The sequence below is a fragment of the Streptococcus sp. DD13 genome (genome assembly GCF_001578875.1).
GTDB lineage: Bacteria > Bacillota > Bacilli > Lactobacillales > Streptococcaceae > Streptococcus.
This window is the reverse complement of sequence record NZ_KQ969506.1, coordinates 1,132,059-1,144,736: the sequence shown is the minus strand read 5'-3', so window position 1 is coordinate 1,144,736 and position 12,678 is coordinate 1,132,059. Positions and strand designations below refer to the sequence as shown.

General features: G+C 44.8%; 11 protein-coding genes. 6 read left to right on the top strand and 5 right to left on the bottom strand.

What is annotated here, in order from left to right; all coding sequences use genetic code 11:
* Window positions 1–202: 202 nt before the first annotated feature.
* Window positions 203–1,573 (bottom strand): MATE family efflux transporter, encoded by a 1,371-nt coding sequence (locus tag STRDD13_RS05330; RefSeq protein ID WP_067102780.1) that lies wholly within the window; start codon window positions 1,571–1,573, stop codon window positions 203–205.
* Window positions 1,574–1,697: 124 nt separating this feature from the next.
* On the opposite strand from STRDD13_RS05330, the gene pcp reads away from it, so the two are divergent.
* Complete coding sequence (gene pcp / locus STRDD13_RS05325; RefSeq protein WP_067103211.1) at window positions 1,698–2,339, top strand: pyroglutamyl-peptidase I; 642 nt, start codon at window positions 1,698–1,700, stop codon at window positions 2,337–2,339.
* 127 nt (window positions 2,340–2,466) lie between these two features.
* Here the strand turns inward: pcp and STRDD13_RS05320 are convergent, their stop codons facing one another.
* A complete protein-coding gene (locus tag STRDD13_RS05320) occupies window positions 2,467–3,159 on the bottom strand; it encodes a hypothetical protein (protein ID WP_067102778.1) in 693 nt (230 codons plus the stop codon).
* 373 nt (window positions 3,160–3,532) lie between these two features.
* On the opposite strand from STRDD13_RS05320, the gene STRDD13_RS05315 reads away from it, so the two are divergent.
* On the top strand, window positions 3,533–4,291 hold the full coding sequence (locus STRDD13_RS05315; protein WP_067102776.1) for a DeoR/GlpR family DNA-binding transcription regulator: 759 nt from the start codon (window positions 3,533–3,535) through the stop codon (window positions 4,289–4,291).
* A 570-nt stretch (window positions 4,292–4,861) separates the two neighbouring features.
* On the opposite strand, the gene treR is transcribed toward STRDD13_RS05315, so the two are convergent.
* Window positions 4,862–5,569 carry a trehalose operon repressor gene (gene treR, locus STRDD13_RS05310; protein WP_067102774.1) on the bottom strand — a complete coding sequence of 236 codons (708 nt, stop codon included), beginning with the start codon at window positions 5,567–5,569 and terminating at the stop codon, window positions 4,862–4,864.
* A gap of 183 nt (window positions 5,570–5,752) precedes the next feature.
* Here treR and treP point away from each other — a divergent pair, with 183 nt between their 5' ends.
* The 3 genes from treP to STRDD13_RS05295 all read left to right on the top strand — a co-directional run bounded on the left by treP (window position 5,753) and on the right by STRDD13_RS05295 (window position 10,415).
* On the top strand, window positions 5,753–7,729 hold the full coding sequence (treP, locus tag STRDD13_RS05305; protein ID WP_067102772.1) for a PTS system trehalose-specific EIIBC component: 1,977 nt from the start codon (window positions 5,753–5,755) through the stop codon (window positions 7,727–7,729).
* Between the two features lie 63 nt (window positions 7,730–7,792).
* A complete protein-coding gene (gene treC, locus STRDD13_RS05300) occupies window positions 7,793–9,415 on the top strand; it encodes an alpha,alpha-phosphotrehalase (RefSeq protein ID WP_067102770.1) in 1,623 nt (540 codons plus the stop codon).
* 478 nt (window positions 9,416–9,893) lie between these two features.
* Window positions 9,894–10,415, top strand: a complete 522-nt coding sequence (locus STRDD13_RS05295; RefSeq protein WP_067103209.1) for a ClbS/DfsB family four-helix bundle protein — start codon at window positions 9,894–9,896, stop codon at window positions 10,413–10,415.
* 149 nt (window positions 10,416–10,564) lie between these two features.
* Here the strand turns inward: STRDD13_RS05295 and rpmG are convergent, their stop codons facing one another.
* Together rpmG and rpmF are read right to left on the bottom strand one after the other, a co-directional pair.
* On the bottom strand, window positions 10,565–10,714 hold the full coding sequence (rpmG, locus tag STRDD13_RS05290; RefSeq protein ID WP_001265622.1) for a 50S ribosomal protein L33: 150 nt from the start codon (window positions 10,712–10,714) through the stop codon (window positions 10,565–10,567).
* Window positions 10,715–10,729: 15 nt separating this feature from the next.
* Window positions 10,730–10,912: a 50S ribosomal protein L32 gene (gene rpmF / locus STRDD13_RS05285; protein ID WP_067102768.1), complete on the bottom strand. Its 183-nt coding sequence runs from the start codon at window positions 10,910–10,912 to the stop codon at window positions 10,730–10,732.
* A gap of 250 nt (window positions 10,913–11,162) precedes the next feature.
* On the opposite strand from rpmF, the gene hisS reads away from it, so the two are divergent.
* Entirely contained in the window at window positions 11,163–12,446 is a 1,284-nt protein-coding gene (gene hisS / locus STRDD13_RS05280; protein WP_067102766.1) for a histidine--tRNA ligase, read from the top strand.
* Window positions 12,447–12,678 lie beyond the last annotated feature (232 nt).

The following is a 12,678-nucleotide window of genomic DNA, read 5'->3' as shown; positions in this document are numbered from 1 at the left end:
CTCCGCACAGTTGAGTCGGGCTGTAAAAATTGATGAAATCAGCCGAGTAGAGCCCACTCAACCACTGCGTCTTGCTCGACCATCCAAAAACAATTAAGAGGCTAGGACTTTTGTCCCAGCCTCATTTTTTAAAGACCTGGTAAAACACAATTGTGTCGGCTAAAATGCTCTCTTTTTGAGGGCAGACTCAGGGGATACGAGTTTACCTACCCGATGAAGGGATCAAGTCCCCCTTTTGTGCCATCTTAATGAGTGGATGGTGGCGGAAGGTCCAATAAAGTTGAATCGTCATAGGAATCCAGAGAAAAGGCTCACAGAGGATGACCCCAAGATAGCCTAAATATGGGATAATGACCCAGACAAAGAGAATTTTCCCGGTTAACTCAATGAAACTGGAAATCAAGGGCGTCATTTTTCGTCCCAAGCCCTGCAAACTGTTGCGAAGAATCAAGAGAACCGCTAAAACGGGGTAAAAGATGGATGTAATCCGAAGGTAATCCGATGCACTGTGAATGAGAAGAGGGTCCGTCGAACTTGAAATCAGCTGATTGAGCGCAGGACTTGCGAAATATAAGATCAGTGAAGCTAGAAGGGCCCAGCTGACACTTAGCCCCACAGCAATTCGGATACCTCGAAGGATCCGGTGAGCTTGCTTGGCACCAAAGTTTTGGGAAGTAAAGGTAGTGATTGCTGTTGCAATGGCTGTAATCGGAAGGACCATAAAGGACATCACACGTCGCGCAGTTGTTTGGGCGCTGATGATGGTGGCTCCTAAGGCATTGATAGAAGACTGGAGGATGACTGTCCCGATGGACACGATAGAGGTCATCAAGCCCATGGCCAGCCCCTGCTCAACTAAATCCACATATAGGCTCTTATCCCATACAAAGTGGTGGGGGGTTGGGACCAAGAAGCTCATTTTTTTTCGGATATAAAAGAAGCAAAGAAGAGCTGAAAGAGCTTGGGAAAGAATGGTTGCGATAGCGGCAGATTGGATCCCGAGCTGTAATTGAGTGATAAAATAAAGATCTAAGACAATATTGAGGAGGGCTGAAAAGATTAGAAAGGAAAGAGCAGCCAAACTATCCCCAACAGCCCGTAACAAGCCTGCAGCAAGATTGTAAGCAAAGGTCACAGCCACACAAAGAACGATGAGGGAGATATATTGATAAGACTGGTCAATGATAGCAGAAGGGGTCCCGAGGAATTCGAGTAAGGGATAAAGCCCAACATGCCCAAGGAGCATGACTGCGCCACTCAAACCCAGTCCGATTAGCAAGGAAGCAGCGACAGCTTTTTTGAGCTGGTCCTCTTCTTTCGCTCCGTAAGCCCGTGCAATGACGATTCCCATTCCATTCCCGACGCCCAGGGCAAATCCAATAATCAGATCGAAAATCGCTGCAGTTGCACCGACCGCAGCCAGAGCATCTGATCCCAAAAAGCGACCGACGATCATGATGTCTGCTGTATTATAGAGTTGCTGAAAAATATTGGATAGTAGTAGGGGCCAGGCAAAAGCCAGCAATGAAGAGACAATCGGCCCGTGGAGTAAATCAATAGAAGTTCTTTTCATTCCTTCATTATAGTACAGCTACCCAGAAAAGAAAAGACTCTTTTTCGATCGATCAGTCCCGCGTCAGCAAGGAGATATGGTACAATAAAGTGAAAAAATATCGATGAAAGGATCCATCCATCTTATGAAGATTTTAGTCACCGCCTTTGAACCTTTTGGAGGAGAGGCAATCAATCCAGCACTAGAAGCTGTCAAACGTCTCCCTCAAACCATCAAGGGAGCTCAGATTTCTTGGTTACAAGTGCCGACTGTATTTGGAGAGTCAGCTGAGATCTTGGCCCAAGCGATATCGGATCAAAGGCCAGATGCGGTCCTTTGTGTAGGCCAAGCTGGTGGTCGCATGGGCTTAAGCCCAGAGCGCGTGGCCATCAATCTGGACGATGCACGTATCCCGGATAACAAGGGGCAACAGCCTTTGGATCAGCCCATCCAGCCAGACGGACCAGCCGCTTATTTCTCTACCCTTCCGATCAAGGCCATGGTACAAGCTATCAAAAAAGCCGGAATTCCAGCTTCAGTCTCTAACTCAGCGGGGACATTTGTTTGCAATCACTTGATGTACCAGGCCCTATACCTAGCGGATCAAGCTTATCCAGAGATGCGAGCAGGCTTTCTCCATATCCCCTACCTCCTAGAGCAGGTGCTAGAGAAATCTCAGACTCCTGCTATGGGTCTGGAAGATATTATCCGTGGATTGGAGGCTGCGATTGGAGCGATTGTCACCTATTCTAAAGATCTCCAAATAGCTGGAGGAGCCCTCCATTAAGGAATCGGATTTTTGAGAAGGCTTGTCTTTGGTCGTGTTCCCTATTGAACGAAAAACTCCCTCTGTTTGCTGCAAGGGATAACCGCAGCAAATAGAGGGAGGATTTTTGTTTACTTAGCTTAGACGATTAGTTAGAGGATGACTCAGTTTTAGTCTTGTTTTTCTTGGATGATTTCTGTTTGTTTTTGCTTGTACTGGATTTTTGGTCACCTTTTTGTGCTTGATTGCGGTTTTCTTGGTTGTTTGCAGAAGGTTCTCCCTGCTCATGACCAGGGCCGCCTTGTCCAGGGCCGCCTTGTCCGAAGCCTGCTTGCTCTTGTCCAGGGCTATTTTGTCCTTGTCCGAAGCCTGCTTGCTCTTGTCCAGGGCTATTTTGTCCTTGTCCGAAGCCTGCTTGCTCTTGTCCAGGGCCATTTTGTCCTTGACTAAAGCCTGCTTGTTCTTGCCCAGGCCCGCCTTGTGTCTGATTGCTATTTCCCTGGGCACCTGGAGGCATTCCCTGGGTTTTCTCTTGATTATTCCCGGAAGTAGGAGCCTGTTGTCCTTGTTTGTCCGGAGTTGCGTTGCTGTTTGTGTTAGAGTTGTTCTGTTTGTTTGTGTTTGTTTGAGCGTTTAAAGCTGTGCTGGCTTGGTTGGCCACGCTTTGGTTGTGCCCGGTCTGTGCCAGTACGCCCCCAGCAAATCCAGCAGCAAGCCCTAGGGTGACGGACCCAGCTGCAACAACGCCCATCCACCATTTGGGACTACGGGCTAGGAGGATTGTCTTCTCCTGATTGTTCTGATTTTCTTCTGTAGCATGATGATTTTGTCCTTTAGACATGATACGATTCCTTCTTTCTTTCCTAAAATAATGAGGATTTCCTCTGTCGACGATTGTATCATATCGAGTGAGCCTTAAACCGAGCTAAAATTTTTCTGAAACAGAGCTTAAAAACATCACGGTATATTGTAAAACGCTTTCAAAACGAGTATAATAAAGGTAGCTTAAAAGAACTGAAAGGGTCGTCAAACGCTATTTCAGTCTGGAAATCTCCCAACCTAGGCTAGAATTCTGTTTTTATTTTTTAAAATGCTGAAATAGCCCAAACCATTTCTATTATTTGTTCGGATTCCTATTTCTTTCTAGAAAAAAGTGTCAAAATATCTTATAATAAACATGTGTGTGTTGTTTTTGAGACAGGAGGAAGGATGAAATGATCAAGCATGAACGGCTGGATGCGATTACCAGGATGGTTCACCAGTCTGGGACCGTGAAGGTTTCTGAGATTATGGAGGCTCTAGGTGTTTCAGACATGACGGTGCGACGGGATTTGACAGAATTGGAAAACCAAGGAATCTTGACGCGGGTGCATGGAGGAGCCAAGAGTAATCGGGTTGTGAGCTTTCGTGAGTTGAGTCACGAGGAAAGTCATCAACAAAATATGGAGGCCAAGAGGCAAATCGCGAAACGCGCAGCTGCCCTTATTGATGAAGGGGACACGATTTTTCTGGGTCCAGGTACAACGATTGAATTGTTGGCAGATGAGATCAAGCATGAGAAACTTCAGGTAGTTACCAATTGTTGGCCGATTTTCAATCAGCTCTACCGTCGGAAGACCGATCAATTCAAGGTTTTTCTACTAGGGGGCGAGATGCGGGCCAATACACAGGCTTTTACCGGTGAGATGAGCCAGCGAATCATGGACCAGCTTTATTTTTCAAAGATGTTTTTTAGTTGTAGTGGTGTCAAGGATGGTCTGGTCTTGACTTCTTCGATTGAAGAAGCTCATACGCAACAACTGGCCCTAGAGCGGTCCAAAGAGCGCTTCTTGTTGGCGGATAGCAGTAAGTTGGGAAAGACTTCTTTTACTCAGATTTGTCCTTTATCTCAGGTGAGTCTGGTTTTGACAGATCAGGAGTATAGTCGCCATATCCAGAAGGAATTGGGGCCCTATACTTCTTATGTGGATTAGAGTGGAACTTGCTGGGCTGTCCTTGCTAGATTTGTTGCTACTAGAGAGGGGGACAGAAATCGGTCATTTCTTAGAATTCGATTTCGTCGTTCCACCTCCGCACAGTTGAGTAGGGCTGTAAAAGCGGGTGAAACCAGCGGAGTAGAGTCCACTCAACCACTGCGTCTTGCTCGACCATCCAAAAACAATGGAGAGGCTAGGACTGTTGTCCCAGCCTCTTTTGTATGCTCTCCTAACGGGCAGCTGGCCGAAAAGCAGTCCTGCTGCTTCCTAAGGATACAGGTGAAGCTCTTGCAGTGGTTTGAAGAAGTGGAGTTTATTCGGAACGATGATTTGTGTGTGACGAGAGAGTGTGCAGGAAAGAGAGAGGGCTGTGTTACTGTTCATGGAAGCGATCGTAAAGGTTGCTTTAAATAGTTGTTGGATAAAGAGCGATCCGAGAAATCGTATGGAAAGCGGAAGCGACGGATAAAGGGAAGCATAACGATCAGATGCCTCTCGTAAAGTATCTAATCTGGTGTATCGGAATAGAATTAGGTTCAATAAAAGGACCACCTGGAAAATGGCCCTTCATCTTCGTCTGGCGAAGTCTACAAAGCGAAATTTTTCCAACTTATGGCGACTTTCGGTAAATTGAAATTGGCGTCCGTCTCGAAGATAGACCTTGGACTTGACTGAGACGACAAAAGGATCCTTTCCGATATCCATGAGGATTTTATCTCTGTCTTGGCTTGTATCAATAGTGATTTCTTTCTCCGCGTAGTCAATACGGAGCTTTAATTCCTGTTCGATATAGGCATAAATAGACTTTTCGGCAATATCTCGCTGTAGATTAGGGACGAGCTCCATGTCCAGGTAGTCGGTATCGAGAACGGAGACGAGATTGTCCACGATCCGTTGACGCACGACCTTCCAGACCCTCCGGTATTCAGGAAATCCTGTTAGACGAGCGGTTTTTTGGTCGATGATAATCTTATCCAGGCGGACCACATTTGTCTTAGAGTCGAGTCCCAATTCTTGGACCAGCTCTTGGTAGCTGGTCAATTTAGAAACTGGAAAATTAACCGTCTCTTCTTTTATGACTTGGGATCCCTGTCCTTGAACCTTTCGAATCAAGCCCTCTTCTTGTAGAAGGGAGAGGGCTTTTCGGATGGTATCTCGACTATAGTGGTACTCCTCCATCAAGTCATGTTCACTGGGTAAAAAACTTCCGACAGGATAGATGTCATTTTGGATTTTTTCTTTCAGTTGGCGCAATAAATGCTGGTATTTTTTCATAGTTCTCTCCTCAAACGGTCGATGGTAAAGCCAAAAATAAAGATTTGTTTTTATTTTACCATACAAGTGGCCTCTTTTTTTAAAAAAAAGACCCAAAACGGACCAAACATCTTGCAGACATGCTTGCAATCGGTTACACTGTTCTTAACAAATTACTATTAGATGGATAAGAAGGAGACTCAAATGAGTAAATTCGAACAAGAAGCCAAGGATCTGCTAAAAGCTATCGGAGGTAAGGAGAATATCACGGCGGTCAGCCACTGTGCGACGCGTATGCGTTTTGTCCTTGCTGATGATCAAAAGGCTGATGTGAAGGCCATTGAAGCCATTCCTGCTGTAAAAGGAACCTTTACCAATGCTGGGCAATTCCAGGTGATCATCGGGAACGATGTACCAATCTTTTATAACGATTTCACTGCTGTATCAGGGATTGAAGGTGTTTCTAAAGAAGCTGCCAAATCAGCTGCTAAGAGCAACCAAAATCCAGTGCAGCGGGTTATGACAACCTTGGCGGAGATCTTTACACCGATTATTCCTGCCTTAATCGTTGGGGGATTAATCCTTGGTTTCCGTAATGTCCTTGAGGGTGTGCATTGGTCAATGCTTGACGGTAAGACAATTACCGAGGTTTCTCAGTTCTGGTCAGGAGTGAATCACTTCTTGTGGTTACCTGGTGAAGCTATCTTCCAATTCTTGCCTGTCGGGATCACTTGGTCTGTTTCTCGTAAGATGGGAACCAGCCAAATCCTTGGAATTGTTTTGGGGATCTGTCTGGTGTCACCACAATTGCTAAATGCTTATTCCGTTGCTTCAACACCTGCTGCAGAAATTGCAACCAACTGGGTGTGGGACTTTGGATTCTTCACGGTGAATCGGATCGGTTACCAAGCGCAGGTGATTCCAGCCTTGCTTGCTGGTCTGTCCCTCTCTTACCTTGAAATCTTCTGGCGCAAACACATTCCAGAAGTGGTCTCCATGATCTTTGTTCCTTTCTTGTCCTTGATTCCAGCTCTTATCTTGGCCCATACGGTTCTTGGTCCAATTGGTTGGACTATTGGCCAAGCTCTGTCAACCGTTGTTCTTGCTGGTTTAACAGGACCTGTTAAGTGGCTCTTTGGTGCTATTTTTGGAGCTCTTTATGCGCCGTTTGTGATCACAGGTCTTCACCACATGACCAATGCCATCGATACCCAATTGATTGCGGACGCAGGTGGCACAGGTCTCTGGCCAATGATTGCCCTTTCAAACATTGCTCAAGGTTCAGCTGTTTTGGCTTATTTCCTCATGCATCGTCAGGATGAACGAGAAGCTCAGATTTCTCTTCCAGCAACCATTTCAGCCTATCTCGGTGTAACAGAACCAGCCCTTTTTGGGGTCAATGTCAAATACATCTACCCATTTGTAGCAGGCATGATTGGTTCTTCGATCGCTGGTCTTCTCTCTGTTACCTTTAACGTTACAGCAGCTTCTATCGGGATTGGTGGGCTGCCAGGTATTCTATCTATTCAACCACAATATATGTTGCCGTTCGCAATGATTCTGGTTGTAGCTGTAGTAGTTCCTATAGCTTTGACTTTCTTCTTCCGTAAGGCTGGTCTCTTCACAAAAACAGAAGATAACACAGAACTTCAAGCAGAATTTGCGGCTCAAGAAGAAGCTGAATTTGCAGTTCATGCGGAACCAACAGCTCTCGTGAATACAGTCCAATTGGTGAGCCCACTTGCTGGTCAAGTGAAACCACTCAGCCAAGCCACAGATCCAGTCTTTTCATCAGGTGTGATGGGACAAGGTGTCGTGATCGAACCAAGCCAAGGTGAACTTTCTTCACCAGTCAATGGGACAGTGACAGTCCTCTTCCCAACCAAGCACGCAGTCGGTATCGTTTCTGAAGAAGGTGTTGAAATGCTAATGCACATTGGTATGGATACAGTTAGCCTTGATGGGCAAGGTTTTGAAGCTCATGTTGTCCAAGGGGATAAAGTAAAAGCCGGTCAAAAACTGATTACATTTGATATGGATGCTATTAAAGGAGCTGGTCTAGTGACAGAAACACCTGTCATCGTGACCAATCAAGATGATTTCCAAGCAGATGTGGAAGGGGCTCTTCCACGGGATATCCAACGTGGCGATGTTCTCATGATTGCTCATCGAACAAAATAAGCTAAGGGGTGGAGACGTTACGCTTCCACCTCTTCCTATAAAGAACAAAAGAGGAAAAATCACATGGCATTAGATAAAACAAAGGTTGTATACCAAATTTATCCAAAATCATATAAGGACACGACAGGAAATGGAATCGGTGATTTCAGAGGAATCATTGAAAAGATTCCTTATCTAGCAGACTTGGGTGTGGATATGGTTTGGCTCAATCCTTTCTATCCAAGCCCACAACGTGACAATGGTTACGATATTTCAGACTACACCGCCGTCAACCCTGTCTTTGGAGACATGGCTGATTTTGAAGAAATGGTCCGTGTCGGGAAAGAGCACAAGATTGACTTTATGCTAGACATGGTGCTTAACCATTGCTCAACGGAGCATGAGTGGTTCCAAAAAGCATTGGCTGGTGACAAGTATTACCAAGATTTCTTCTTCATTCAGGATCAACCAACTGATTGGTTGTCTAAATTTGGTGGTTCTGCCTGGGCTCCTTTTGGAGATACAGGGAAATACTATCTGCACCTCTTTGATGAAACACAGGCAGACCTCAATTGGCGTAATCCCAATGTCCGCAAGGAGTTGTTCAAGGTGGTCAACTTCTGGCGTAACAAGGGTGTCAAAGGTTTCCGCTTCGATGTGATCAATTTGATTGGGAAAGATGAAGTCTTGGTAGATTGCCCTGAAAATGAAGGGAAACCAGCTTATACGGATAAACCAATCGTCCATGACTATCTTCACATGATGAATGAAGCGACCTTTGGTTCTGATGAGAGCTTTATGACAGTTGGAGAGATGTCCTCAACAACCATTGACAACTGTGTTCTCTATTCAGCACCGGAGCGCCACGAGTTGTCTATGGCCTTTAACTTCCATCATCTGAAAGTCGACTATGAAGAGGGTCAAAAATGGACTATTACTCCCTTTGATTTTGAAGAGCTCAAGCGTCTCTATCATACTTGGGGCAAGGAAATGAGTGAACGTGGTGGTTGGAGTGCCCTTTTCTGGAATAACCATGACCAACCTCGTGCCTTGAATCGCTTTGTGGATATCAAGAACTTCCGCAATGAAGGAGCGACCATGCTCGCAGCTAGCATTCACTTGTCACGTGGAACTCCGTATATCTACATGGGCGAAGAGATTGGCATGATTGATCCAGACTATGATTCGATGGCAGATTATGTGGATGTCGAGTCCATCAATGCTTACCAGATGCTTTTGGACCAAGGCAAGTCACCTGAGCAAGCCTTCAAGATTATCCAAGCGAAGTCACGAGATAATTCACGTACGCCCATGCAATGGGATGCTTCTCTAAATGCAGGTTTTTCAACAGGCACTCCATGGTTGAAAGCCGGTCAATCTTACAAAGACATCAACGTTGAAAAGGAAATGGATGGACCAATCTTTACATTCTATAAGAAATTGATTCGCCTGCGTAAAGAAATGCCGATTATTTCAGAAGGCAGCTATCAGCCAGCACTGGAAGATAGTCAAGAAGTCTACGCCTTTGAGCGTCATTTAGACGGTCAAAAACTCTTGGTACTCAACAATTTCTATGGAAGTGAAGCTGAAGTGGCGATTCCAGAAGAATACCAGTCAGGGCGCGTGCTCTTGTCCAACTATGAGGATGCAGAGCTTGCTGAAAAGGTAAGTCTTAAGCCTTATCAAACCCTAGCAATCTACAAGTAGATAATTTCTTATCCGTGCACCCTTGAGGGATCCTATCAGACTCAAGGGTGTTTTTTCATAAAATATAGCCCCAAAAGGGGGAACGATTCACAAGTGACGAGGATAGGCAGGAAATGCCTTACTGGATGATTCCAGCCAGTACAAGTAGAGCGGATGAAACATTCAACAGAATCATAAAAACAGACTTCAAACCTTGAAGTAGGTAAAAAACGCATTTCTTCCTCCATTGACGATAGGATCATGAAACCGTAAAACGAAGGGGAGGCCTATAGGACTTCAGCTAATGGAGGGATGAGAAATGATTGGAAAGGTTGGACCATCCAACATACAAAAAGAACCCCATGAGGAGCGATTGAAAAGCTAGAGAAGTTGATTGAGCAAAATTCATTATGGTCTATAGAATGATAAAAGCTGTACTCCTTAAAAAACAGAGAAAAGATATGATACAATGAACTTGGCTCAATTAAAGGGGAAAGAAATGAGAACGTATGCAGATAAAAACGAACTGAAGGAAGAAGTACTAAAATCATATAAAAAGTATATTACTGAATTCAATGAGATTCCTGAGGAGTTGAAAGATTTAAGAATTGATGAGGTTGATAGGACACCAGCGGAGAATCTAGCCTATCAGGTTGGATGGACTACTCTGATACTAAGATGGGAGTCGGAGGAACAGAGTGGCTTAGAGGTTAAAACACCAACTGAGATGTTTAAATGGAATCAACTTGGAGAGCTATATCAGCATTTTACTGAGACCTACGCTAGTCTAACCATCAAAGAACTTATGGCTCATCTCCATGATAATGTAGATGCTATAGGGAACATGATTGATTCAATGGGCGATGAAGTCCTATTTAAACCTCATATGAGAAAATGGGCTGATGATGCGACGAAGAATGCAGTCTGGGAAGTCTATAAGTTTATTCATATTAATACGGTAGCTCCTTTCGGAACATTTAGAACGAAGATTCGCAAGTGGAAAAAAGTTGCTTTAAAGTAATGCCATGAAAACTTGGAAGTATGACGATACACGAAGAGTGTTATAGGAGATGTTTGAATAGATAATATATCTTCTAATCAGACAAAACCACATTTTAAGCAAGCAAAAAAGCCTTTGAAACATTGATTTCATAGGCTTTTTTATCTCAATTATTTCACTTCAGTAAAGACAACATGCTTCCGAAGTTTTGGTGAATACTTCTTCAATTGAAGGCGGTCTGGGGTGTTCCGTTTGTTTTTAGAAGTAAGGTACAAGCGTTCACCAGATTCTTTGTGTTCAAGTGTGATATTTACGCGCATGATAGCTCCCTTCTATTATTCTGCTGCTGCAGCTTTAGCGATTTTACGTCCTTTGTAGTATCCTTTCAAAGATACACGGTGAGAACGTGAGTAATCTCCAGTTGCTTCATCAAATTTCACAGTTGGAGCTGTTACTTTGTAGTGTGTACGACGTTTGTTTTTCTTCGCTTTTGAGGTGCGACGTGCAGGTACTGCCATTTCGATTTTCTCCTTTTAAGATATAAATTCAATTGGGTTTGATTTGCATCAACTGTACTAGTATAGCAAAACTTTTTTGTAAAGTAAAGTTACTTGACAACTTTTTTGTAAGCTTGCTCGATTATTTGGCAACCTGATGAGACAGGAGGCAAAAATTTCGCGGTATTTAACGCCCAAGAGTTAAACTTGTGGTAGAATAAGAGTAGGTAAATTGCAGAGAAAGGTGGAGTTTTGACTCCGGGGACATGCTATGAAATTACAAAGACCTAAAGGAACCCAGGATATCCTGCCACAGGAGGCTGCTCGCTGGCAGTATGTGGAAGGATTTGTACGCGAGATGTTCGGTCGCTACAACTACGCTGAGATACGGACGCCCATGTTTGAGCATTACGAAGTGATTTCTCGCTCCGTCGGCGATACTTCGGATATCGTGAGCAAGGAGATGTATGATTTCTATGATAAGGGAGATCGCCACATTACGCTCCGTCCGGAAGGGACAGCTCCTGTCGTTCGTTCCTACGTTGAAAATAAACTCTTTGCACCAGAGATTCAAAAGCCTCTAAAGCTCTATTATATGGGACCGATGTTCCGCTATGAACGTCCACAGGCGGGGCGCTTGCGTCAGTTTCACCAGATTGGAGTCGAATGCTTTGGCTCACAAAATCCAGCATCGGATGCAGAAACCATCGCTATGGCAGCACAATTTTTCGCTGAGCTAGGTATTACAGGTGTCAAGTTGCATCTCAATACTCTGGGAAATACGGAAAGTCGCAAAGCCTATCGTCAGGCCTTGATTGATTATCTGACCCCCCTGAAAGAGAGCTTGTCGAGCGATAGTCAGCGTCGTTTGGAAGAAAATCCTTTGCGGGTCTTGGACTCGAAGGAAAAAGAAGACCAAGCTGCCGTTGCGGGTGCTCCTTCGATCCTGGACTATCTAGATGAAGAAAGCAGTAGCTATTTCGAGGCTGTCAAAGCCATGCTGACGGCTCTTGGGATCCACTACACTATCGATTCCAACATGGTACGGGGATTGGATTACTACAACCATACCATTTTTGAGTTTATGACAGAGGTGGGAGGAAGTGAGCTTACGATCTGTGCCGGAGGGCGCTATGATGGCTTAGTAGCCTACTTTGATGGGCCAGAAACACCAGGTGTCGGCTTTGGGATGGGGATTGAACGTCTCTTGCTGGTCCTTGAAAAACAAGGGGTTGCCCTCCCTCTAGAAGAAGGACTGGATGTCTATATTGCCGTGCTAGGTGACGAGGCGAATCTTCCAGCACTTGAACTCGTACAGAGCTTACGGGAGCAAGGTTTTAAGGCTGAGAGAGACTATCTAGGTCGCAAGCTCAAGGCTCAGTTTAAGACAGCAGATGCCTTTCAGGCAACGGTCCTCATCACCTTGGGAAGCAGTGAAGTCGAAGCAGGAGTCGTCACCGTACGAAACAACCAAACGCGAGAAGAAGTATCTGCGAACTTGGAGGACATCAAAAAGGACTTTGCCCGAGTCCTAGCAACCGTTGTAGAAAAGTAACAGAATAAAAAGACTTGTTCGTTTTGAAAAGACTCCTAGCGAGCAGACAGAGTGAGTTTGAGGCCGTCAAGCCTCAGACTCTTTTTTGTTGATTCTAACGAATCAGAATGGGATTTCTTTCGTCTTAGCACGAAGGCAATATCGCCAAAAAAAAGAGCAAGGGTGAAAAGACACCAAACGGAGAAATAACCTCGAAAATCATGTAAAACCAGTTGACAGTCGGGGGGGGGTA

Bases quoted from the DNA above. Each gene is read 5' to 3' on its own strand.
- rpmF (WP_067102768.1), bottom strand. From the start codon at position 10,912: ATGGCAGTACCTGCACGTCGCACCTCAAAAGCGAAGAAAAACAAACGT.
- STRDD13_RS05330 (WP_067102780.1), bottom strand. From the start codon at position 1,573: ATGAAAAGAACTTCTATTGATTTACTCCACGGGCCGATTGTCTCTTCA.
- STRDD13_RS05320 (WP_067102778.1), bottom strand. From the start codon at position 3,159: ATGTCTAAAGGACAAAATCATCATGCTACAGAAGAAAATCAGAACAAT.
- rpmG (WP_001265622.1), bottom strand. From the start codon at position 10,714: ATGCGCGTAAATATCACACTTGAACACAAAGAATCTGGTGAACGCTTG.
- treC (WP_067102770.1), top strand. From the start codon at position 7,793: ATGGCATTAGATAAAACAAAGGTTGTATACCAAATTTATCCAAAATCA.
- treP (WP_067102772.1), top strand. From the start codon at position 5,753: ATGAGTAAATTCGAACAAGAAGCCAAGGATCTGCTAAAAGCTATCGGA.
- STRDD13_RS05295 (WP_067103209.1), top strand. From the start codon at position 9,894: ATGAGAACGTATGCAGATAAAAACGAACTGAAGGAAGAAGTACTAAAA.
- treR (WP_067102774.1), bottom strand. From the start codon at position 5,569: ATGAAAAAATACCAGCATTTATTGCGCCAACTGAAAGAAAAAATCCAA.
- pcp (WP_067103211.1), top strand. From the start codon at position 1,698: ATGAAGATTTTAGTCACCGCCTTTGAACCTTTTGGAGGAGAGGCAATC.
- hisS (WP_067102766.1), top strand. From the start codon at position 11,163: ATGAAATTACAAAGACCTAAAGGAACCCAGGATATCCTGCCACAGGAG.
- STRDD13_RS05315 (WP_067102776.1), top strand. From the start codon at position 3,533: ATGATCAAGCATGAACGGCTGGATGCGATTACCAGGATGGTTCACCAG.